Origin of the sequence: Oxalobacter formigenes, assembly GCF_002127965.1 — a bacterium.
In the GTDB taxonomy this organism is placed as follows: Bacteria; Pseudomonadota; Gammaproteobacteria; order Burkholderiales; family Burkholderiaceae_D; genus Oxalobacter; species Oxalobacter formigenes.
This window is the reverse complement of record NZ_CP018787.1, coordinates 1,637,040-1,660,529: the sequence shown is the minus strand read 5'-3', so window position 1 is coordinate 1,660,529 and position 23,490 is coordinate 1,637,040. Positions and strand designations below refer to the sequence as shown.

The 23,490-nt window shown below is 50.6% G+C and carries 18 protein-coding genes; 10 read left to right on the top strand and 8 right to left on the bottom strand.

Features of this window, described 5'->3' with window-relative positions; genetic code table 11:
* Window positions 1-33 precede the first annotated feature (33 nt).
* Window positions 34-1,506, top strand: coding sequence for a carbon starvation CstA family protein (locus BRW83_RS08025; protein WP_050757702.1), 1,473 nt, complete (start codon window positions 34-36; stop codon window positions 1,504-1,506).
* 223 nt (window positions 1,507-1,729) lie between these two features.
* Here the strand turns inward: BRW83_RS08025 and BRW83_RS08020 are convergent, their stop codons facing one another.
* Both BRW83_RS08020 and BRW83_RS08015 read right to left on the bottom strand, forming a co-directional pair.
* A complete protein-coding gene (locus tag BRW83_RS08020; RefSeq protein WP_005880224.1) occupies window positions 1,730-2,932 on the bottom strand; it encodes an RCC1 domain-containing protein in 1,203 nt (400 codons plus the stop codon).
* Between the two features lie 12 nt (window positions 2,933-2,944).
* Window positions 2,945-4,198 (bottom strand): RCC1 domain-containing protein, encoded by a 1,254-nt coding sequence (locus BRW83_RS08015; protein ID WP_005880226.1) that lies wholly within the window; start codon window positions 4,196-4,198, stop codon window positions 2,945-2,947.
* A gap of 593 nt (window positions 4,199-4,791) precedes the next feature.
* Between BRW83_RS08015 and BRW83_RS08010 the strand changes: the two genes are divergently transcribed.
* Together BRW83_RS08010 and BRW83_RS12130 are read left to right on the top strand one after the other, a co-directional pair.
* Window positions 4,792-6,261: a tetratricopeptide repeat protein gene (locus BRW83_RS08010; protein ID WP_005880229.1), complete on the top strand. Its 1,470-nt coding sequence runs from the start codon at window positions 4,792-4,794 to the stop codon at window positions 6,259-6,261.
* Between the two features lie 184 nt (window positions 6,262-6,445).
* Entirely contained in the window at window positions 6,446-6,952 is a 507-nt protein-coding gene (locus BRW83_RS12130; protein ID WP_005880231.1) for an FKBP-type peptidyl-prolyl cis-trans isomerase, read from the top strand.
* A 122-nt stretch (window positions 6,953-7,074) separates the two neighbouring features.
* Here the strand turns inward: BRW83_RS12130 and BRW83_RS08000 are convergent, their stop codons facing one another.
* The 3 genes from BRW83_RS08000 to BRW83_RS07990 form a co-directional block, all read right to left on the bottom strand.
* Window positions 7,075-8,247, bottom strand: a complete 1,173-nt coding sequence (locus BRW83_RS08000; RefSeq protein WP_005880233.1) for an RCC1 domain-containing protein — start codon at window positions 8,245-8,247, stop codon at window positions 7,075-7,077.
* Between the two features lie 183 nt (window positions 8,248-8,430).
* Window positions 8,431-9,219 carry a phage tail protein gene (locus BRW83_RS07995; protein WP_050757703.1) on the bottom strand — a complete coding sequence of 263 codons (789 nt, stop codon included), beginning with the start codon at window positions 9,217-9,219 and terminating at the stop codon, window positions 8,431-8,433.
* Window positions 9,220-9,467: 248 nt separating this feature from the next.
* Window positions 9,468-10,502, bottom strand: a complete 1,035-nt coding sequence (locus BRW83_RS07990; RefSeq protein ID WP_005880236.1) for an STAS-like domain-containing protein — start codon at window positions 10,500-10,502, stop codon at window positions 9,468-9,470.
* Between the two features lie 522 nt (window positions 10,503-11,024).
* On the opposite strand from BRW83_RS07990, the gene BRW83_RS12005 reads away from it, so the two are divergent.
* Window positions 11,025-12,680: a PAS domain-containing sensor histidine kinase gene (locus tag BRW83_RS12005; RefSeq protein ID WP_005880238.1), complete on the top strand. Its 1,656-nt coding sequence runs from the start codon at window positions 11,025-11,027 to the stop codon at window positions 12,678-12,680.
* Window positions 12,677-13,849, top strand: a complete 1,173-nt coding sequence (locus BRW83_RS12000; protein ID WP_231284471.1) for a response regulator — start codon at window positions 12,677-12,679, stop codon at window positions 13,847-13,849. The genes BRW83_RS12005 and BRW83_RS12000 overlap by 4 nt, the downstream gene beginning before the upstream one ends.
* Window positions 13,850-13,873: 24 nt before the next feature.
* Here the strand turns inward: BRW83_RS12000 and BRW83_RS07975 are convergent, their stop codons facing one another.
* Together BRW83_RS07975 and BRW83_RS07970 are read right to left on the bottom strand one after the other, a co-directional pair.
* Window positions 13,874-15,319 (bottom strand): GntR family transcriptional regulator, encoded by a 1,446-nt coding sequence (locus BRW83_RS07975; RefSeq protein WP_005880239.1) that lies wholly within the window; start codon window positions 15,317-15,319, stop codon window positions 13,874-13,876.
* A 141-nt stretch (window positions 15,320-15,460) separates the two neighbouring features.
* Window positions 15,461-16,582, bottom strand: coding sequence for an RCC1 domain-containing protein (locus BRW83_RS07970; protein WP_005880241.1), 1,122 nt, complete (start codon window positions 16,580-16,582; stop codon window positions 15,461-15,463).
* A 514-nt stretch (window positions 16,583-17,096) separates the two neighbouring features.
* Between BRW83_RS07970 and BRW83_RS07960 the strand changes: the two genes are divergently transcribed.
* Window positions 17,097-17,426: a hypothetical protein gene (locus BRW83_RS07960; protein ID WP_036602761.1), complete on the top strand. Its 330-nt coding sequence runs from the start codon at window positions 17,097-17,099 to the stop codon at window positions 17,424-17,426.
* 95 nt (window positions 17,427-17,521) lie between these two features.
* Here BRW83_RS07960 and BRW83_RS07955 read toward each other — a convergent pair whose 3' ends face one another.
* Window positions 17,522-18,940: a hypothetical protein gene (locus BRW83_RS07955; protein WP_005880246.1), complete on the bottom strand. Its 1,419-nt coding sequence runs from the start codon at window positions 18,938-18,940 to the stop codon at window positions 17,522-17,524.
* Window positions 18,941-19,563: 623 nt separating this feature from the next.
* Here BRW83_RS07955 and BRW83_RS07950 point away from each other — a divergent pair.
* The 4 genes from BRW83_RS07950 to BRW83_RS07935 all read left to right on the top strand — a co-directional run bounded on the left by BRW83_RS07950 (window position 19,564) and on the right by BRW83_RS07935 (window position 23,413).
* Complete coding sequence (locus BRW83_RS07950; protein WP_005880248.1) at window positions 19,564-21,177, top strand: tetratricopeptide repeat protein; 1,614 nt, start codon at window positions 19,564-19,566, stop codon at window positions 21,175-21,177.
* A gap of 156 nt (window positions 21,178-21,333) precedes the next feature.
* Window positions 21,334-22,251, top strand: a complete 918-nt coding sequence (locus BRW83_RS07945; protein WP_081442188.1) for a tetratricopeptide repeat protein — start codon at window positions 21,334-21,336, stop codon at window positions 22,249-22,251.
* A 46-nt stretch (window positions 22,252-22,297) separates the two neighbouring features.
* Entirely contained in the window at window positions 22,298-22,813 is a 516-nt protein-coding gene (locus BRW83_RS07940) for a GNAT family N-acetyltransferase (RefSeq protein WP_005880250.1), read from the top strand.
* 84 nt (window positions 22,814-22,897) lie between these two features.
* Window positions 22,898-23,413, top strand: coding sequence for a hypothetical protein (locus tag BRW83_RS07935; RefSeq protein WP_005880252.1), 516 nt, complete (start codon window positions 22,898-22,900; stop codon window positions 23,411-23,413).
* Window positions 23,414-23,490: the final 77 nt, after the last annotated feature.

Sequence of the window (23,490 nt, the reverse complement as noted above, 5' to 3'; positions counted from 1 at the left end):
GGTTGGCAAGGGCATGGATTTTTTGATCGTCTTATGATTTCGTTTTCTGTCAGTCTTGTCTTGCTGGTGGTGGGATACTGGATTTATGGCCGTTATACCGAGAAGGTGTTCGGGATCGATCCCGGCCGCAAAACGCCAGCTTACGCGCTCCGGGATAATGTGGATTATGTTCCCTTGCCGGGATGGCGGGTGTTTCTGATCCAGTTTTTGAATATTGCCGGTCTTGGCCCGATTTTCGGGGCGATTATGGGGGCGAAGTTCGGCGCGTCGGCGTATTTGTGGATCGTTTTCGGCTGCATTTTCGCCGGGGCGGTGCATGATTATTTTTCGGGGATGATGTCCTTGCGCACGGGCGGGATCAGTTATCCGGAGATTATCGGCAAGTTCATGGGCAAGCCGTTCATGCAGGTCGTGCGGGTGTTTACGCCGGTTATGATGATTCTGGTGGGGACGGTGTTTGTGGCCGGCCCTGCGGGCTTGCTGGTGAGCCTGACGAAACAAACGCTGGGCTTCGGTTTTCTGACCTGGGCGGTGATCATTTTCGTGTATTACATTGCGGCGACGCTCTTGCCGATCGATCAGGTGATCGGGCGTTTGTATCCGCTGTTTGCCGCAGCGCTGCTCTTTATGGCGTTGGGGATTCTTTTTTCCCTGTATAACCATATGCCGGCGTTGCCGGAAGTGACGGACGGGTTGATGAATACGCATCCCGAGGCCTTGAGTACGCCTCTGTTTCCGATGCTGTTCGTGACGATTGCGTGCGGGGCGATTTCGGGGTTTCACGCGACGCAGTCGCCGATGATGGCACGCTGCATGATGAATGAAAAGCAGGGTCGCCCGATTTTTTTCGGGGCGATGATTGCGGAAGGAGTGGTGGCGCTGATCTGGGCGGCGGCGGCAAATTATGCGTTCCATACGCCGGAAGGCAAGGCGTTTTTCACGAGCGGCAATGCCGCGCTGGTGGTGGACTTCGTGTCGAAGAACTGGCTGGGGACACTGGGCGGCGCACTGGCGGTGCTGGGAGTGATTGCGGCGCCGATTACGTCGGGGGATACGGCTTTCCGTTCCGCCCGGCTGATTATTGCGGATGCCCTGAAACTGGACCAGAAGAGTGTCGTCAAGCGGCTTCTGGTGTCATTGCCGCTTTTCGTGGGGAGTGCCGCGCTGATGTTTATCGATTTCAATGTGATCTGGCGGTATTTTGCCTGGTCGAACCAGATTCTGTCGACGATTACGTTGTGGGCGATTTCGATTTATCTGTTGATCAACCGGAAGAATTACTGGATTACGTTTATTCCGGCGCTATTCATGACAGCGGTGGTGTCGGCTTATCTGTTTGTGGCACCTGAAATGCTGGCTTTGAATGAAACACTGTCTTATATATTGTCGGTGGTGGTGATGGCGGTGGCGGGGTTTTTCTTTGTGCGGTACAAAAACGGGTTGAATGCCGAAGGGGCGAAGGACAAGGCGTCAAGAGAGGCGGAAATTGCTGCGAAGGGGCAGTGAGGCGGATGTCGGGATGTCCGGTTTCAAATGGGTTCAATCAAAAAAAAGCAAACCGGGTTTGCCGTTTTTTTATGGGTTTTTCGTTCTCGCGTGTTCCGGATTTTTGTCCTGGATGTGGTTACTTTATTTAAGGATGACAGTCCGATGTGAATGATGGGATCAGGCGGTTGGGCTGACGATATATGAGTCGTCAGCATTTTACAGTGTTGATTTTACAGAGCAGTCATTTGTAATCGTGGTCGTTTTGTTTTGGCTGAACGAAGTGTACTGAAATAAATGGTTCATTCGTATGGGGATACTTTTTTATCCAGACGGTACCGTCCTTTTTGAGAATGGCGAGCCAGTCTGTAGTCGAAATGACCTCGCTGACGTTTTTATCGATTTTTGTAACGTCGATGTCGTATGATGGGTCGGGATTGACACTTGCCATATAATAGAGGGTGTGTCCAGTATCCAAGGCATAGAGAGCCCCACCCCACAGGTAGGTTTTTTCATAGACCAGTTTTTCCAGTTTTTCGGGGATTTTCTTTTTTAATGGTTCAGGCAGGGAAACAGGCTCGTTCATGCAGTAGGGTTTGTATCCATTGTCATTGCCCCAGTACCACAGGGTATTGTTTTCTGTCAGGACGATATTTTCGTTGGAACGTGCGGCGATGGAGAGGATACGCTTTCCTCCGAATAGACCCATGTCCATCGGGGTAGGACGGTAATTTTCATATCCACTGTGACCGTTACCCAATCCGCCACATTCGTTGTTTCCCCATGTCCAGAGGGTGCCGTCTTCTTTCAGGGCTACCGCGTGGTTGTCCGAGTTGACGACGGTTACGACGTGATCGAGTATTTTGCGTGGACGATTTAACGGGCCTGGCAAATTGTCTCCTCTCAAGGTACTGCTGTGCCCCCATGCCCATAGGGTATTGTCTTTTCGGATGGCGAGAACGGTGTAATCGTTTCCGAGAACGCTTTGGACATCAGTCAGTATTTTTATGGGGTCTTTTTCCGGGATGACGATATTGCTGTCTGTACTGATCAGGAGTTGGCCGTTTGCGGTTTTACCCCAACCCCAAAGGATATCGTTGTCGTCGATGATGAAAACGGCATAAAGTGCCGAAACACTTTTGACATGGTTTCTGATGGGATAAGCCTGTACAGGGTCGGGTTTGTCGTCCTGTCTGTTTGACGCCGATTGAGCGGTATGATTTTTCTTCACGTCTTCAAGGTTGCCTGTTTGCCAGAGGATGCCGCCCTTATCCACGATCAAAAGCCGCTTGTCAAAACCATTCGGCTCGTGAAAACTCATGTCGACCGCGAAGACGGAGGTGGCCGGAAGTATTTGTGCCATGACAGGAGGGAAATGGATCAGAATGATCATTCCTGTCATGCCGATCAACATTCGTGTGCGTGCAAAAATGGGTTGACTGTTCATGCCGGGCTTGCCTTATCGGGGAACGGGCAGGGTGACGAAGGTGAAATAAACCTGTTTCCCTTTGTTGGGAATACCGAGTTCACCTGCAAAATTCGCTCCGCAGCCGATGACGGTCCCGTTTGTTTTGCGTAAGAGAATGTGGTTTTGTCCTGACGTGATTTCGGCAATGTTGGTGGCAATTTTTCGGGGGGAATGCCAGCGATGGACGATTTCACGAAAACGGTCGTCGCTGGTGTCGTTTAAGCTGTCGTCATCTCCGGTTTCCTCATCCGGCTTGCCTCCATGCATACTCAGAAATGTTTGCCTTTCCTCATACATTATCTTTTCGTATTCCATGTCACGGTTCAACATTTTGCCGGTTCCGGCGATCCAGACGGTTTTGTCCTTTTTGAGGACAAGAATGTGGCCCCAGCCCAGTGCCACGTCGGCCACATTGTCAAGGTAGGTGATTTTTTCCGGTTTCAGACGGGGAAAACCGGCTCCCGGTTCGGCAGGAATAGTGTAAGACTGTCCCCAGTTCCAGAGTGTGCCATCATCGGTCAGTGCAAAGCTTTCACCGAAGCGGGTGGTAATTTTGACGATTTTTCGGCCATTAAGCGTGCTGATGTCGACGGTAACGGGATGCGTACGGTTTGTGATCGTCCCGTCGCCTATTTCACCGCCCGGGTTGTCACCCCATGCCAGTAGTGTTCCGTCTTTGGCAAGGGCCAGTGTGTGTGACAGGGATGAACTGACCTGTACGATGTTGTCAGCCATTTTGACCAGTCCAGCGGGGAAAGCGGGTACCGAAGCTTGTATCAGCGTCGATTTGCCTTTGGCCGGATTGTCGTTTCCCCATGTCCAGAGTTGGCCTTTTTCGTCAATGGCAAATGGAGTGTCGTGTCCTGCATCGATGAAAACGATGTTTTTTAAAAGAGGTTCAGGCGTTGGAGAAAAGTCTTTTTCCTTGCCAAGTTGACCGTAAGTACCTGATCCGTATCCCCAGAGTGTATGGTCGCGTGTGATAAAGTAAACCGTGCTCTCGCCCTGCGAGGTAGATACGGCGATAACGTTTTTTGCGATCATGGCTGGGCGATTTTTTTCTCCTTCATAATAAAAGGTATCTCGTGATGCCCATAATTTCCCGGCAGAATCGATGTAAACGGAAGAAGCATTTCCGGCATCAATGCGTTTTGCGGGTGCATCTGATGCCTGTGCCGGAGATGACAGGAAAAAAATGGTGCAGAGACTGACAAGGATAGTCAGGAGAAATCTGGCAAGCCGCATTTTTCGATTGAAAAAAGTGTTTTAAGTATTTCAAGTGTTTTTGATTGTAGTTCCTTTTCAGAAAATTGCCAACCGGTAAAGGAAAATGACGCAAGTACGTCAGGTTTGTGCCATTTTTATTGTGTTGAAACAGCTTATATGCCACCTGCAAGTAAAAAAGGTATCCCGCCATCCGAGTATCCTTATACACCCGTTTTATGGCCCTACCGGACATTTGTGCGACGACGGTTTTTGATGGTGGGTGTGGTTTATTGATTGATGTTTGAAATCATTTGCTTATCCTGTTGAGTTTATGGTTTGCATGATGTTTGAAAGTTCCGTTTTCTTCGGTTGGCTTGTCCTCTTTGCCGGATTTTTCTTCTGTCAACCCCTGCGCAGAAGTTTTTTCAGGGTGTTTTCAAGGGGGGTAAAAACGGGGTGGTAGAGCCTGTTTTTGATTGGGGAAGGGATGCAGCAAGCGGAAAATGAAGGTGGAAACGGGGGCTTTGAGCCGGTTTTTCCGCTTGCCTATATAATGGGATGATTGCGTTCGGGAAATGTTTTTTGCCGGTGCGGCGGCTGGTTTGCCGGTGGGCTTGTGATATGGGCTTTCGATGAAAAGACGGGTTTTGTATGGTGTGCTGTTTGCGGTGCTGGCGGGGTGTTCTGCCGGTGCGTTGGCGTCCGTGTCCGGCTTGTCGGATGGGCTGGCGCAGCTTGAACGGAGGCAGTTCGAATCGGCTTATGCGACGCTCATGCCGGAGGCGGAGAAGGGGAATCCCCGTGCGGCGCTGGAGGTGGGGAAGCTGCTGTTGACGGGGCGCGGGGTGGCAAAGGATGAAGCGGCGGCGGTGAAGTGGCTTCTGGTGGCGGCGGATAGTGGCAACCGGGATGCGCAGTATATGCTGGGGGCGATGTCGGTGGAGGGGATCGGTCTGCCGAAGGATTCTCAGGTGGCGTTGACCTGGCTGTCGAAGGCGGCGGCGCAGGGGGATGCGCGTGCGAAGACGGCTTTGGGGATTCTGATGCAGTCCGCCGGGCCGGGATCGCAGCATACGGAACAGGCAGCCCGGTGGTTCGAGAGGGCGGCGGCGTCAGGGGAACCGGAGGCGCAACGGCGCTGGGCGCTGATGCTGGCGTCTGGCCGGGGGGTGGCCAAAAATGAGGGTGAGGCACTGAAATGGTTTAAGAAGGCGGCTGTCGCGGGGGATGTGGAAGCGCAGCGCAATCTGGGGATTATGCTCTCGACGGGAAAGGGGGTGACGGGCGGCAAGCCGGATTTTGCGGAAGCGGCACGCTGGTACGGCCTGGCAGCGAAGAAGGGGGATGCGAAGGCGCAGTATGGGTTGGGCATTTTGTATGCGAAGGGGCAGGGGGTGGCGCCCGATCAGGAAAAGGCGCTGATTCTGTATCGCATGGCGGCGACTCAGGGGCTGGCGACGGCGGAGTATGCCGTCGGGCTGGCGTATGCGTATGGACGGGGGACGGCACAAAATGATGTGAAGGCGGCCGACTGGTTCGAGGCGGCGGCGCAGCAGGGGGTGGTGCGTGCGCAATATAATCTCGCTCTGATGCTGGAGGCGGGTCGCGGTCGGCCTGTGGATACGGTGGCGGCGAGCAAGTGGTTTTTGATGGCGGCGGAGAAGGGCTTGCGGGAGGCACAATACAATATGGGGTATCACTATGCCGAGGGGAAAGGGGTGCCACGCGATCAGGGCAAGGCGGTGTTCTGGTATGAAAAGGCGGCGGCTGCCGGGGATGTGAAGGCCCAGTACAATCTGGGGATGCTGTATCTGAACGGGGTTAATGGCAAGGCGGATGACGAAAAGGCGGCTTTTTTCTACCGGATGGCGGCCGGGGCGGGATATGGCCCGGCGATGTACCGGCTGGCGGTGTTGTATGAGGAAGGCCGTGGGGTAAAGCAGAGTTATCAGCTGGCAGGGGAATGGTATGAGCGGGCGGATCTGGCCGCGAAAGTGAAGATTGACGAGGCGATGAAAAAGAATCCGCATCCGTTTGTGCAACGGACTCTGCAGGTGCCGGATGATTTGAATCAATCTTCAGATAAATTGGCGGGACATTAGCTTTGGTGCGGGTTTGCGACGTTTTGGTTCTTTTTTTCTGTCCAGAATACCGGCCCGGGCCGTTTAATGAAATAGTTTCCGATTTTTATCAAATGTTTGTGCAAATGCCTGTTGTAGCATCCAGTAAACAAGGATTTGTTTTGATTGTTTAATTTGATGTTATTTCAACAGGAAGGAAGTTCTTATGCGTACTTGCACTCGTGGATTGTTACTTGTTGCTGGCCTGGCATTGGCAGGTTCCGCTTTCGCCGCTACCGGCGTTGTCGAAGAAGCTCCAGTCCAGCAGGGTTATGGCACCGGCCCTTACGGTGGTTATGGCCCGATTGGACCGGCGACTTCTCCAGCTGTCGTGGTTCCTTATCTGGCTCCTAATGGCACGACTGTTTATCCGATCATGATGAGCAAAAGCTCTGTGAAACCGGGTCCAAACAGCACGGTCAAGGTCAATTATCGTGGCTGGCTGGCCGATGGCACTGAATTCGACAGTTCGTACTCCCGTGGCCAACCGGCAGTTTTTGAACTGAACAAGACGATTTCCTGCTGGCAGCAGGGTCTGCAGACTGTTCCGGTCGGCAGCAAGGTGAAACTGGTTTGCCCTCCGGCTACGGCTTATGGCGCCAATCAGGTCGGCAATATTCCACCTAACAGCACCTTGACGTATGAAGTGGAATTGCTGGAAGTGATGAACTGATTCGTTCTGTCTTTCACGGAAAATGGCGCAATGATGCGCCATTTTTTTTGCCTTCACTTTCCTGAAGCCTTTTTTTCGTCCGGGATCTGAAAAAAGGGTTTCGATTTTTCAAAAAAGGCGTGTTATGTGGCTGATATGGCAGGATGGAAATGGACTTGTACAGGTTTCAGGGACAAAAGCCTTGTCCCGTTACCCAGCTGGCCGGCATCGTTGTCGCCCCAGCTCCAGACGGTGCCGTCTTTTTTCAGTGCGAGGGCATGATGGGGGCCGGACGCGATTTCGACAGCGTCGGAAAGTATCCGCACCGGTGTCGTCCAGTTCCGGCTTGTTTTTCCCGTCACCGGCCCGATGCCATATGCCCAGACGCTACCGTCATTTTTGAGGATCAGGATGGATTCGTCGCCAAGGGCGATGTCGGCGACGTTGTCGATGAATTCGATTTTGACGGGCAAGGTTTTGGAGGGAAGTTCCTGTGTCGGTTTGCCGGGCAGCATGGCGTTGGCGCTTCCCCATGTCCAGAGGGTGCCGTCTTCGGTGACGGCGAAGCTGGCGTTGTTGCGGGTCGCGAGTTTGACGATGAAGCGCCCTTCAAGCGGGGAAAGGTCGGCCTTGTACGGGTGGGTTTGTCTTTGTGTTGAACCGGTTGCCAGTGCGCCGGAGGTGTTTTCTCCCCAGACCCAGAGGCTGCGGTCTTCGCGCTGGGCCAGTGTATGAGTGGCGGATGAGCTGACGAGCTTGACGAGGTCCATGACTTTTTCCGGGTCGATCAGGGTACCGTCCATTTCTTTTCCGGGGTCTCCCGATGTGCGGGACGGGTTGTTCATGCCCCATGTCCACAGGGAGCTGTGGCTGTCGATGGCGTATGGGGTGTCGTGTCCGGCGTCCACGGTTTTGATGTCGGTCATGATAGGCATGGGCTCGATGATGGGGGATTCGGACAGGATACCCATCTGCCCGTGGCGGGTGTCGCCCCATCCGAAGAGGGTGCCGTCGATGGCTATGTAAAACGAGGTGGCGGATGTGTCACCTGCGGAAACGGTCATGACGCTGTCTGCGACTTTGACCGGGATGGCTGTTTCCCTGTTTTTGAATTTGGCGTCTCCCCATGCCCAGAGTCGTCCCTCGGAATCGATGTAGAGGCTGTGATGGGCACCGGCGGCGAGGTGATGTCCGTTTTCGGCGGTGGCGAAATGATGCCGTGTGCCGGACGGCCTGATGTTGGCTTGTCGCACCAGAACGACGATGGCGATCAGGCAGGCGATTGTAAACGTGATGGTAAGAAGCCGGTTACGCATGGGGATGCACCTGATTTGTTGGAAACCTGTTCATTAAAAAACAATTTAATGAAGGATAAGGCATTTTTCGGTTTTTTTGTCTGTTTTTGGGAACGTTTTGAATATTTTTTTACTGACAGTAAAAAATGATGGGGATGCCATCACGAAGGATGGCATCTTTTGAGACGGTGACCGGTTTTTATTTCAGTATTTGATACAGGCCAGCAGGGCAATGTTGCGGGGACGGTTTTCGCTGGCCGTGGGGACTGAACGGGAGGCGTCGAAATTGATTTCGTAGTAATTGCTGCCCTGGCTCGATTGGGCACTGTATGGGGATTTTTGTGAGACACTCGTCCATTGCAAGGCGGATTGGTAGTTCATGACGCTGTCTGAATTCTGTGGGCCTGCGTAACGAAGTTGACCGGTGACGTTTCTGATGGCATCTCCCTGAATGCTGCCAAACGCCCGTTCGCAATCGATATTGCGGCCGTTATCCCATCCCCGTATGAATTCGCCGCGCAAATCCGGCAGGGTAAAGGTCGTCGTTCCATCTCCTTCGCCAAATGTCGTGCCGATGGCGGTGAAAAGGGCTGGATAATCCGTTCTCTGGATGATGGCACCATCCGCTTTCAGGTATCCGGCAGGCGGGGCGGTCATGGCAAAAAAGGCAATGGTGCCTGTCGGGACGCCGTTTTTCGCGATTTCGTTTTTGAGTTCATTTTTTATGACGTCCACTCGGGTCATGATGGTTTCAAGCGTTTCGGAAATGGCGTTTTCAACGGTCAGACTGTCCGGTTTTTTGTCGATTCTGGCATTCAGTCCGGCCAGATCGATGCCGAGTGAGTGTCGTGCCGCTTCCTTGTCGGTACTGTCGTAACCGAAAAGTTCATTCAGGTAGTCATGTAATTTTCCGAGTGCATCTTTCATTTCTCCGGTAGTGGTGTGGGGTTTTTTGCTGCCGGAGAGCAGGTTTTTTTCAGGTAATTTCGTCATGGGATTCTCCATAAAAAAAGACCTCCCCGACAAGGGAGAGGCCTGAAAACAAAAAAAGAGCGCAAAAGCGCCCGTCGCAACCAGTTTATGACGGTTTTTCTTTTCGGTCAGCTATTGGCATGATTTTTCCACTGCCGGCAGTGGAACAGGTGATAAAAAAAATTGCACGATACAAGACTGATGTGGCAAGAAAATAATATAAGTTTTTTTATGATTATTTCCTTTTCTGATCAAAAAATGGTTTTCAATTATGATGATTGAACACGTCTGATCATTTTCAGTATGTCCTCCGATGCATCATGCGGTACAAGTTGCACGTCGGGATGGGATTGCTGAAAGACACGGAAAACTTCATCAGCAAATGCCTGACCGATATCGTCAACGCCCTCAAAATCAAGTATGACTTTTTTAAAACCTTCGAAACGTGCAACCAGTCGTTTTGCCTGTGAACGTGAAATTAATTTATCGTCAAGTCTGGCAAGCCGGACAGGAACAACTGTTTTATTAAAGCTTAGTTCATCAGGATCGAGAGTATATTGGTTGAAAATTTCTTTTGTCGTTCTTTGACTGTCAAGCGATATGTTCATGAAGACAAAAGTGCCTTTCCGGTCATATGTTTTCATGAGCTTATTTTCCATCAGAAAATCGAAAGGCAATTTAATATCGTGGCTATAGTCCAGCCCGTTTGCTTTAATGATAAAAACATCAAACATTCTTGATGTGAAGAAAATGCCTTCTCCTGAATGATTGGCGCTATCTGTAGTCAGTTTGCCTTTTGACAATTCCAGCATGGCCAGCCTTTTGTCGGGAAGGTTCAGTTCACTCCTGATTTTTTCAAATATCCCTATTCCATCGTCACCTACCATCATGGAAAGTTCTTTCGCATTTTTTTCAATGCTGACAGTAACGAAATTTCCACAAGAATGATCGTGAGCATTATTCAACATTTCTGTAAAACCATGATGAACAATGTCGCGGATATTCGGTGGTAAATCAAAGTAAGGTGCAAAATCCAGGGTCCATTTCATATCTTCGTCCACTTCTTCTCGTGGATAGATATGAAAGATGGATCGTGTCGTACCAAGGCTATAGATCGGTTTTCGAGGAGATCCTGACAGGATTATTCTGTCGTCAGCGACCAATTGCTTCACTATTCGCGAAGCGACAGGGCGTGAAAGATTGAATTCTTTGGCAAATGTGTTGATAAATCCGTTTACAGGACCTTTGATTAACTGACTGCATACCCACGATTGCATCAGGAGATCAGCGTTTTTCGTTTTCATAGTCGTTCCTGTTCGTTTTTATGTCAATTTTGTCTTCTTTTATGTCAATATTCACTTAATTATAAGTTAATTTCAAAACATATTTAAGTTAATTTTATTCACATTAATTTCTTTATCTTTGATTTTTATGAATGACTTCAGTTTTTATTGATCGATCCCATTAATTGTTTACATGGCCAAAACGTGATTTCAAAATAAAAGAGCGCAAAATCGCCCGTCGCACACAGTTTATGACGGTTTTTCTTTTCGCTCAGCTTTGGCGTGTGGTTTTCGTCACGCAATTGGCTGTGAACAGTGAAACCGGCTGGTTCGTTTTTGTTTTCCGGCAATGACAGGGAAGTTCCCATAAATGCGATTGGCCGGTTCACGGATTGATGCGGAGGTTTCCGGTTCGGCGTTCTGTTTCTTGCAGGACATGTTTTATTCGTATTTTGAACAAGTTGTTTAATTTAATATGATCAAGGTTTGATATAATATGATCAGGCTTAACTTGTCAAACGATATATGTTCTGGTAAGCACTTATGGGAAGCAATAATACGGACGTTGAAAACGTTCAGCCTGTCTGGCAAATAGATGAATTTCGTCGCCAGTTCGGCGAGGGATGTCCTGTCGCAATGGATGCGCTGAATGTCGGTTTTTTCAGTTGTCTGCCGAATGAAGACCTGACTTTTATGTGGGGCAATGCCTGTTTTTTTGCCGGTACCGGCTATTCAAAAGACGAATTCCTTTATCGCTTCAATAATCTGCGCCAGTTTCTGGCTCCTTTTCCGGATGATTTTTCCTTAATCAAAGGCGAATTGTCGCGCGTCGGGAAAAAGCCCGGTGCGGGTTTCGTATTGACGGTACGCCTGCCGAAAAGAAGTGAGGGGGAGGTGAGGGTCCGGTTTTCGGCAACGGTGGTGATGGATGAGGAAAAGGGGTGTTCGCTTCTTCAGGTTGTCCTGACCGATATCACCGGACTGTTTGACGAGAAGGAAGAGGCGATACGACTGAAGGAACAAAAGCTGGATTATTTCCGGTGGATGATGGATGAGTATGCCGGGAATGTGTATATCAGCGATATGGATAACTATCAGTTGCTGTATGTGAATCCGAAGTCGTGTGAGACGCTGGGTGTGGAGAAAAAGGATATTCTGGGTAAAAAGTGTTATGAGGTGATCCAGAAGAGAACGTCTCCGTGTCCTTTTTGCACGAATCCACAGTTGCTGAAAACGGAGTGCTATAACTGGGAGTTTTTCAATCCGGTTCTGGACAGGAAGTTCATGATCAAGGACCGGATGATTGAATGGCAGGGGCGACGCGCGCGTATTGAGCTCTCTTACGATATGTTCAGTACGGAGTACAAGCTGGCGAAGAAGGACCAGGAGCGACAAGCGCAAATCCAGTCGATTATCCGTTCGATACCGGGCGGTTTCGCGCGGCTGGATGCACGGGATTTCAGTACGGTGCTGTGGTATGAGGCGCGTTTTCTGGAGATCATCGGTTATACGGCAGAACAGTTTGAAACGGAACTGGGGTCACAGTGCCGTTATGTTCATCCGGACGATATGCAGCGTCTGATGTCTATTCTGAAGGAAATCAAGGCTTCCGGGGAAAATTTCGTGACGGAATGCCGGATCATTACCCGAAGCGGCGAGACGAAAATCCTGATTTTGACCCTGTATTACACCAGTGCGGAAGAAAGCATCGATGGCATTCCTTCTTTTTACAGTGTCGGGGTGGATGTCACGAAGGACAGGAGGGAGCAGGCCCGGCAACGCAAGGCGCTGGAGGAAGCGTACGAGGCGGCCCGCATTGCAAACGATGCCAAGACGAATTTTCTTTCCTCGATGTCGCACGATATCCGTACGCCGATGAATGCGATTATCGGGATGTCGACGATTGCGCAGGCAAATATGGCTTCGCCGGAAAGGGTTCAGGATTGTCTGGACAAGATTCACGTCTCGAGCCGGCATTTGCTGAATCTGGTGAACGAGATTCTGGACATGTCCAAGATCGAGAGCGGCAAGGTCGATCTGGTTTCCGAGGTGGTTTCGCTGCCGCAGCTGGTGGGCGATGTACTGGCTATGTGTCAGCCACTTGTTTCGGGAAAGAAGCAGGAACTGAATGTGAGTGCCTCACTCGTGCGGCATGAGAAGGTGATTTCGGACGGGGGCGCTTGCAGCAGATTTTCATGAATCTGCTTTCCAATGCGATCAAATATACTCCGCAGGGGGGAACGATCGGACTCAGGATTTCCGAGCTGCCGTCTCCGGTCAGAAATACAGGACAGTATGAGTTTGTGTTTTCCGATAACGGGATCGGTATGACGCCGGAGTTCCTCACCCATATTTTCGAGCCGTTTTCACGTGACAGGAATAATCTGATCAACGAGATTCAGGGAACTGGCCTGGGTCTGGCGATTACGAATAATATTGTCCGTATGATGAACGGGACGATCGAGGTCGAAAGTGAATTGGGCAAGGGAAGCCGGTTTATCGTGACGGTTTCCCTCGAGCTTTTTGACGAGGTGGAAGAGACGGATGTCGAGTTGACGGGTTTGCCGGTTCTGGTGGTGGACAATGACCGGGCGGTCTGTGAAAGCGCGGCGTCGCTGTTGACGGAGTTGGGGATGCGCGGCTACTGGGTGTTGTCGGGGTCGGAAGCGGTTTTGCGTGTTATCGGGGCGCATGAGAGCGGGAACGATTTTTTTGCGGTGATTCTGGACTGGAAGATGCCGGATATGGATGGGCTGGCAACGGTCAGGGCGATCCGCCAATATGTAGGAACCGATGTTCCGATTATCATTATTTCCGCTTATGACTATTCCGATATCGAGGATGAGTTCATGAAGGCGGGGGCGAATGCATTTATTACCAAGCCGCTTTTCAAATCCAGGATGCTGCATGTGTTTCAGGTATTTTGCCAGAGCCGGGATATGAAGATGATGGCCACCCCGGAAAAGAAAGAACGGGTTTCGTCTCTGGCGGGCAAGCGGATTCTTCTGGTTGAAGATAACGATTTGAACCGTGAAATCGCCACCGAACTGCTCCAGATGCATGAACTCTTTATCGATGAGGCTGAAAACGGGCAGCTTGCACTGGAAAAATTCAGGGATTCCATGCCGGGAGATTATGACTGTATCCTGATGGATGTCCAGATGCCGGTAATGGATGGCTATGAGGCTACCCGGGCTATCCGTGCACTGGAACGCAAGGATGCGAAAACGATTCCGATTCTTGCCCTGTCGGCGAACGTTTTTGCCACCGATCTCGGCAAGGCACATGGGGCAGGCATGAACGAGCATATTTCAAAGCCGATCGATATCGGCCATCTGATCGATGTTTTGCAGAAGTGGATAGGGTGACTGGATTTTGTTCCGATGGACAAGTTAACAGTCATTCATGACCGGCTGGGCGATCCGGTCGATGTTCTTTACGCCCATTTTTTTCAGATGGGTTTTCATGGTGGCGAAGGTCTTGTTTAAAATCCGGCTGAACAGACAGGCGAAAAGATGGCCGTTTTTTGCATCAAGGGCTTCTGCCAGTTCTTTCGAACTTCTATTCCAGTCGATGGTCAGTTCTGCATGCGGAATGGCACTTCCGTTCAGTAATAAAAGGGTGAGTTTGCTGGTGATCTCCCGAATGGATGCCAGCGGACAGTAACGGACGATGCCTTGCAGGCATGTCGCCGTGATGGCAGAGATGGCGATGTTCGGTTCCGCTATTGTGGCGGCTTGACGGAGTTTGTCAGTCAACTCTTCCGGAAAGTGGGGGAACGAATAGCTGATGAAGGGTTCGCTGGTCATGGCGAACAGTTGGTAGGCTTCCAGGAAAGTCCGGAGGTTGTTGCCCAGTATTATCGCTTTCAGACTGACGGACAGATGGGTGTTTTCAGTGGAAACGACACGTGTGCCGACTCCATTGACAGTTTTTGCCACGCCCAGCTTGTTCAGGAGGGCAATTGTCCTGCGGATGGTAATGGGAGAGACGTGATAAATGTTGGCCAGTATGGCGCCATTGGGCAGAAGGGTTCCGGCAGGGTGGGTGCCGTCGTTTATTTTTCGTACCAGATCAATGGCGATCATGTCGCAATATCGCGTGCGGCCTTTCTGGGGAGACCACGAAAAGTTTTCCTGTATGGTCCGGTCGGCTGGCAGTGTGGCCAGATACTGTTCGGCAGTGATGTGGAATGGGTCTGTCAGGGCTTCGAGCCCTTTTTTCGCTTCGGCCATTTTGCCGTTTTTGCAATTCTCGAGGCATGTCCGATAATCGTTTACCAGACGGTTCAGGTAAGTTTTTTCTTCCTCTTCGGTGAAGGAAACATGAAAAATATCGAGAAAAGCGCTTTCGACAAAGGCGTTGATGTCGTGATACAAACCATGTAGCGTCTGGTTTCCCAGTGCCGAGAGGGAGTTGTCGAAGAGCCGGTATTGCGTTCTCCATTGCTCGATCCGGTTGTTTTCAGGAAGAGGATTTTCCAGTTCCTTCTCCAGATCCATATGGTACATTCCCTGTAGGTTGATGGCAGGTGAAAACAGCCGCAGGCTATGGCTCAGGTCGATCAGGGAAAGGATGCGTTTTTTGAAGGTATCGCTTTCGAGATAGTTTTCATACGGTTTTTTCAGGACAAGCGTTTCCTTGCCACGGCCTACCTTGATCAGGCCTTCCTTTTCGAGCGCCTTCAGGGCTCGTTGCGCAGGCCCGTAGGAAACGTTAAACAGTCTCGCGATTTCCTGTGCAGGAGGAAACCGGTTTCCTTTGCTGTAAAACCCCGACTGGATTTGTGCGGCGAGGTTACGATAGATGTTTTGTTCCAGACTGTTTGAGTTAGGCATGTTGTTTGGCCGGGCATGGATACTGCCGATTATTATGCTTGTGGTAACATAAAAATACCATACTCAAAAAAGGGTCGGCAACTTCTCGCCGACTACCCCAGCTGTTGTCAGCAGTGTGTTTGCGGAAGAAGGTTTGCCGGTTCATCGTTTCGGAAACTGCACCTGAACGGGGATAGCGCTGCGCCGGGTCGTTCCGTCGCCCAGCTGGCCTTCACGATTGTCGCCCCATGCCCAGACAGTTCCATCTTTTTTGAGAACGAGGGAATGCAAATCGCCTGCCGCGATTTCGCTGGCCTGATCCATGACTTGATGGGGAGCCTTGTCTGCGTAAATGGTGGAGGAATGGGCGGCCGAACCGTAACCGGAAGCCCAGACGGAGCCGTCTTTTTTCAGGTAAAGCTCGTGATATTGGCCTAAAGCGATATCGGCCACATTGTCGATGTTGGTCACCCGTGTGGGAACCAGATGAGGCGGATCGAGACACTCGGCCTGATTGATGTTGAATTCACCGGCATACCATACAGTCCCGTCATCGGCAACGATATAGGACTCGCCCCATCGGACAGCGATTTTGGTGACTTTGCGTTGCCCGAGTGGCTGGAGTTTGACCTTGACGGGGTTGACGTGTTTGGTCCGGTTGCCGATACCCAAAGCACCGCACTGGTTGTCACCCCATGCCCATAACGTGCCGTCTTTCTGGAGGGCGAGCGTGTGATAGTTGGTTGAACTGACCTGAACCACGTCGTTCATGACTTTGCGGGGAATAAGGGTATCCTTGCGTCCAGCATCGCCACGCTGTGCTCCCCAATGGCCCCATACCCAGAGGGAATGGTCCGGTTTGATGGCGAATATGCTGCCATCACCGTTCACAGCGATGGCATGGCTCAGAATTTCCCGGGGAATATCGATGAAAGCCGAATTCATTCGATCGTCTTTCGGAAAAAGACGCAGTTGCCCGGCAATGGTATTTCCCCAACCCCAGAGCGATCCATCCTGTTTAATGACGAATGTCGTGTTACTGTCGAAGTTGGAGTGGGCTGAACGCCCTTCTTTCATGGCAATGGACGGGATCAATTCATTACTGACCCCGTCAAGACTGGACCCTCCCCAAACCCAGACGTTTCCGGTGGAATCGATATAGAGACTGTGTACAAGACCGCCAGACAGATGTTTATTCTGTAGCGGTTGTGCTGCCAAAGCATAAACACCCCATATCAGGCCAGACAGGAAAAATCCAAGTTTGAGAAGAAATATTTTCATCATTTTTAAAAATCAGTTATTACCCCATAAATACTTGTATTCTTTCTTGAATCTGCCCGCTTTCCAGCCCTGACCTGAATCCTTATATCGCTGACTCTGCTCGTACCATTGTTTTCCAGCCGTACCCCAGTCGTTTCGGAGGATGGACTGGTGACTGTCGGGATGATTTTTGATCCAGCCTTGTCCTTCATTATAATAACGGGGAAAAATAATGGTCTGTTGAGGAGACGTCATTTCATGGAATAAAGGCCATATTCAATTTACTATCGCAAGAATAGGGGGGAATTATAAAAAAACAAAGTGATATATTCATCATTAAGATATATTTTTTTAAAAATGAAAAATAATAATTCCTTAAGACTGGTTGAGGAATTCCTTTTTCCTGTTTGCAACGATCAAAAAAACTGTGTCAATGTTCTTCTTGAAATACCTGCTTTTGTTTCACAAGACGGAAGAGATATATAAATTGTGAAAAAGATATATACTGATTAAAACCGTTAGATGAGGTTCGTGTGTTATGAGAATGTTATTAAAATTTTTTGCTTTAGTCGCAGGATTAATCTTTTTTATTTATGGTCATGCTGCTGATGTTGACATGAATATGATCCGGGATTGCAAACAGGTGGCAGGGAAACTGGAAAAACAGAACAGGAAATTTCCAATGATAAATGACTCGTCAATCACACCCCTTTACACATGGCGCGCATCGGTTTGCGAAACGCCACCGTCAGGAAAAGGGGTTGTTACCGCTTTATGTGATGCCCAGACAGCCAATGGCACGCATGTTTTCTTTTGGGAGAAGAAAAGCAATCACTCTTTTATGCGGGATTTCCTTACTTGCCGATAGTAAAATATTGCTCTCGATAAGTAAATTATGACTACATTATTTTTTGTTTTCACAGATTCTGCCGTTTTATTTGAATTGTCTGATCCGATATTGATCTAGTTTTGATTTAAACCCGGACCTTCCCATCGGCCGCCCCATTTTCCTTTATGAGAAGTTCCAAATCTGGCAGCGTCAAAAATCATTTGTGATGAATAAGGGTTATATCCATTTTCATGCTGAATGACTGATCCCATGAGTTTTTTAAGACATTCAGGATTACCAAGGTTCAATTTCTCATGAATACCTGCATTTAATTGTCTTGAAACAGCGTTCATGTATGCTGTGGTATTGTTTTCATTCACTGGCGCATATTTACTAATTATTTTATAAATCGTATCCTCACCTGCATTGGCATATCTTTTCAATTGAACCGCAAGTGCACGTAATCCGTCTTCGGGTTTTTTGAATACAGCAAACCTGCCTGTTCCACCGTCTTCTCTTGTCGCGCCTGAATTTTTCCACATTCCGACAAAATCCAGATTTCCCGGATTATTGTTTCTGATTCCACGGGGTAATTTATTACTTTTCAGCGGTCTTTGTGCCTGTGGTGCCGGTAACGGTATGTTGCCATAATCGGGTGAAGTTTGCTGTGAGGAATCGGAAAAACCGGTAGTTTTTCCTGTGTCTTCAGTTTGTCCATCAGATCCTTTTGACCCGGGATACCCATACACTTCCCGGATATCGTCTTCCGTGGCGGCATTGTTGAACTGGCCGAAGGCCTGATTGATGGTATTCATGACGTTTTCTACTAAAGAGGTGGTATGGGCGGTGTCGCCAGTACCGGCCGTTTCTGATGGGCGTGAAGTGGTGTTTTCGGGTTGGGTGGGCACCTGTGCCGGTCTGCGGACAGCTTGCTGTCTTTGAACAGGTTGCGACCTGACCGGAGACGGTGTGGCTTGACCTTGTGCCGGTGCAGCCGGTTCTTCCCTGATGGGGGCTGGAGAGGTCTGGCCCGACAGTCTGAAATCCGGAGAAGGGTTTTGATAAGGAGGTCTGCGTTCTCCGAAAATGTGTTCAAGTACCTGCCGCCCGAACGCCTTTGTATCCAGTGGAGGCTGTGAATTTTGTCCTTTTTCCACCTGTTGCCCGGCTTGTCCCATTTGTCCATAAGGGGCATTTGTATCCGGGACAAAGGGCTTTTGCCTGCTGGCAGGAGGATTGACGCCTTCTCCCCCGACATCAAACGGACGACCTTTGTATAAATCTGTCATGTCTGAGCCAGGCGGATCAGGCCTGGCCTGTTCTCCTTCAAACGTCGTACTCAAACCCGCCTGTGCCTGTCTTTCCCTGCGGGCCTTCTCTTCATAATACGAAGGCGTCCGGAAAAACGGGGTATGCGTGTCTTCAGGGTCGGGCAGTTTGTCGGTCAGGCCGAGTTTATACATATGGTAGGCCGCAATGTTCTTGCGGTCGGGGGAATACTTCGGCAGACCGTCATCATCGATTTCCATGCCGAAGGGGTTGTTTGGGTTCATAAAAAGTTCCTTTCGTTTAGGGGCAGGCTGTTTAATGCCTGCGGTTAATAAGTATAAAAGTGAAACGCTTCAATTACTTATACACCCGTTTCATGGCTCTTCCGGACATTTGTGGCACATTTGTGAAGACTTTAGCTTTTTATGGTCTGGTTTGCCTCTTTTTTTGTGTCGTGTCGTTCAGGCAGGTTGGGGGCGTATCTGAAATGTCGTGGATAGACAGATGAGGGGTATGCTTTGAATGGCGGTTTTTTCAGCAGTTTCCGGCAATCGGGGGTATTATGCTGACATGTTGAAAGTGTGCCGGATAAGTTGCTGTTTTCCCGGGTACTGTTCCGTTAAACAGGCTGTACGTCAGGAGAGTCATGGGCGTTTTTGAAGATTCTGTTTTTTAGCGCTTGTTTTATGTTTATTCCCTGATTTTTATGGGGTTTTTCTGTTTGATCGCAAGGTCTTTTTTTGCGGGTGCGATAGTCTGGATGACCCGAAGCCGGGTATGCCGGTGACGGGTTTGTTTTGCCGGAAGCGGTTTGCTTGAACTGTGTGGTAAAAATGATCTTGACATCAGACCGTCATATGCTCATTCTGTAATGTGATCCACAGTGTTTTTTTTACGGGCGCAAGGCATGTCTGAAACAATGTTGGCTGTTCTGGGATTTCCTGATCTGGATGAGCTTTTGCCGATGGCACGGCTGTTTCTGGTGTCTTCTTTGCTGGCCGGGTGTTGTGTGGGGTCGATGAGCTTGTTTAGGGGCGGTTTCTTTTCGGGCAGAGGTGCCCAGGGGAACGTCGTCATGCCGAGGGATAAAATGGATTGGAATTTGGGTCGTGTTCGTCAGGGGACGCTGGCTGTGGTCGGTTGCCTGTTTCTGGCGAATGCCGCGTGGGCGAACGATTATTCCGACGGCATGCAGTTCTATCAGGACAAGGATTACGAGAAAGCTTTTTCTTCTTTCCAGAAGGCGGCCGACAAGGGCAATGCGGCGGCGCAATCCGCACTGGCTGCCCTGTACTATAACGGGGAAGGGGTGGAGGAAGATGAGGCCGCTGCTGCGTTGTGGTATTCGCGCGCTGCCGAACATGGCCGAACGGATGCGCAGTTTGCGCTTGGCGAGATGTTCGAAGCCGGCGAAGGGGTCAAACGCGATTATAAAAAAGCGGCTTTCTGGTATAAAAAGGCGGCGGACAAGGGCCATTTGATGGCTGCCACGAAGCTGGGCATCCTCTATATGGAAGGTCGCGGAGTCAAGCAAGATGACGCGAAAGCGGCTGCATTGCTTTCTCATGCCGCCAAACGGGGCATTGCGTTGGCGCAGTCGAATCTCGGTGTTTTGTATGCGAGCGGGCGCGGGGTTGAATCCAGTCCGAAACGGGCGCTGGAGTGGTACAAGAAGGCGGCTGTTCAGGGAAATTCACAAGCCCAGTTTTCGCTCGGCAATATGTATGAGGACGGCTCTGGTGTTGAAAAGAATCTGGCGGTAGCGGCCGCCTGGTATCAGAAGTCGGCCGAACAGGGGAATGCCGAGGCCCAGAATAATCTGGGACGCCTTTATATGGAAGGCGGCGAGTTTGAGGGGCGTGAAGACGAAGCGTTTATGTGGTTCTCCCGTGCGGCCGATCAGGGGTATGCCGAGGCGCAAACGAATCTGGGTGTCTTGTATTCCTATGGGCTTGGTGTGGACAAGGATTTGTCCAAGGCGTTTTACTGGTATCAGCAGGCGGCTGAAAAGGGGCAGGCTGAAGGGGCTTTTTTCCTGGCTGAGGCGTATTACAAGGGGGAAGGTGTTCACCGGGACGACAAACAGGCGGTTTTCTGGTATCAGAAAGCGGCGAAGCTGGGTGTCCCAGAAAGTCAGGACAGGCTTGGGTTGATGCTGACGAACGGGGTCGGCGTCAAACAGGATTACAAGCAGGCATATAGCTGGTTCAGGAAGGCGGCCCGTCAGGGGTATGCCGAATCCCAGAACAATCTGGGGGTCTTGTATGCCCGTGGACTCGGGGTCGAAAAGGATTACAAACAGGCCGTGGCCTGGTATCGCAAGGCGGTGATGCAGAATCTGCCTCAGGCGCAGTTCAATCTGGGAACGATGTATTTGCAGGGGCATGGTGTCAAACAGGATGTCAAACAGGCCAGACACTGGTTTACGAAGGCGGCAGCGCAGGGGTTGCCGGAAGCGCAGAGAAGTCTGGACAGGATGCCGAAAAACGGGCAGACCATCAATACGGATCTCTCGACCTGATTTTCGGTATGGATATATTGGTTTTGTGTCGGGCATGACAGGTTTTCTGTCGTGCCTTTTTTGTTGGTGTAAACGGATGGGTCTGGTGCCTGAATCGGCCGGATGAACCAATAGGGTGATGGTTGGGCATGTTTTTTTGTTTTCGGCAGTCAGCTGATGTCAAAACAGGGTGACAGGAGAAGGACAGGGATGAAGATGTCGGGTTTCAGATTTGCGTTGGGGGTGTCGGTATGTCTGTTGACGGTATGGGTTCCAGCGACGTCTATGGCAGGAAACGTGTCGGCGTCGGCATATCAGATGTCTCAAGGCGAAGACGAAGCATGGACGTTTTATCGTACCGGACAGTACGGGAAGGCACTGGCCGCTTTCAGGGGGCTGGAGACGAAAGGGGATGTTGCCGCCTTGTATGGACTGGGTGTGATGGCGACGAATGGTCTCGGTATGCCCCGTAATGATGAAAAGGCGCTGGTATGGTTTAGGGAAGGGGCGGCAAAAGGCTCGCGTGAGGCGCAATTCGGGCTGGGGGCGATGTACGATTTGAGTCGCGGTGTCCGGCAGGATATGACGCTGGCGATCGACTGGTATGAAAAGTCGGCGAGAGCGGGATATGCGCCGGCTCTGACGCGGCTGGGCAGGATGAATTTGCTGGGGAGGGGGATGTCCCGCAATTATGGGAAGGCGTTCCGGTTTTTCAAACAGTCGGCACAGCGTGGGGATAGGGACGGTGAGTTTTATTTCGGGATGATGTTTATCCGTGGCTGGGGGACGAAGCGGGATGTGGAAGAGGCGGCTGGCTGGATCAGAAAGGCGGCGGAGAAGGGACAGCCGGAAGCGATGCGGGTGATGTCGACCTTGTATGAGGGTGGTTATGGCGTTGCCCAAAGTGAGAAAGATGCGCTCGTCTGGCTGGAAAAGAGCGTTGATGCGGGCGACAGGGAAGCGATGAGGCGGCTGGCAGCGGTGTATGAAAACGGCACGTTCGGTGTGACGCCGGACAAGGAGAAGGCCCGTTTGCTGAAAAAGAAGGCAGCCGAGGTGAAAAAGGCTGTTTTTCCGGATTATGCCGTGATGTAGGAAGCTTGGCCTGACGCTTGTGTCGGGAGAATATGGCGAGAGATGTATGCGAGAAAATGGTTCGAATGAGGGGAAATTTGATTGGCCAGAGGGGTTTGTTCCGGAACCGGTAAGGCTCGATGAACGATTTTCCGCGCTAGACGAGCTGGTGTCTTTGTGGGAGGCGTCGGTGAGATCGACGCATGTTTTCCTGACGGCGGACGATATTGACGGGTTGAAACCGGTTGTCAGGATGGCTCTGGAATCGATTCCGCATTTGTGGGGGATGGCTGACCGGTCAGGACGATGGGTGGCGTTTATGGGGGTCGATGGCGAAAAGCTTGAGATGCTTTTCGTTCATCCGGCTTTTTTTGGGCTTGGTCTGGGACGACGGCTGACAGGGATGGCGGTTCGTGATCCGGGGGTGCGGTTTGTCGATGTGAATGAACAGAACCCGAAGGCATACGGATTTTACCGGCGGGTCGGTTTTTCACTTATTGGACGGTCTGAAATGGATGGGCAGGGCAATCCGTTTCCCATTTTGCATTTGAAGTGGATGGGTGGGGATTCTTTTTCCGGATGATTTTTCCGCAAGAGGGGGAACGATCAAGCGGGTTCGATGACTTCTCCGGTTTTTTTGTCCGTGTGATCTTTTTGGAGTGAATATATGAAAAAACTTTTTGTGGTTTTTCTTTTGTCACTGGTTACTTTTCCGGTTTTCGCTTCCAACTGGCGGGACTGGGAAAGCTTTTCTGTTCCAAAGGGCAATGAACAGCACTGGATTTGCGGGATGGCGACGGTTAACCGGACAGATCCGGAGACGAATGCCTCGATCAAGCTGATTGAATCAACTCCTTTTATCCAGTTTGATTTGTACAAGGGATCATGGTCTTTTCCGGAAGGCACATCTGTTGCCGTGAGGCTGGATTTTGACGATAACGAACCGCTTGATTTGACGGCTTACGGGGATGGAAAGATTGTTTCGATTGCCATTCCGGTCGAGCTGACAAGTGTGTTTTTAAGTCTGGTCAATGACAGGCAATATATTCGGGTCTTTTTCAGGGAGGGAAATGAAAAGACATGGACTATCGGGCTGGACGGGGCACGCTCTTCACTGCTGAGAATGCTGTCGTGTTTTAAACACAACCGGGTTTCACAGGGAGGTGCCGTCACTGGCGATTGAGATGTTTTTCGGGCTTCTGATATCGAAGTGGATTTATCTGGCTGGATTTTTTTATCGTTTGTGAGCTGACCGAAGAG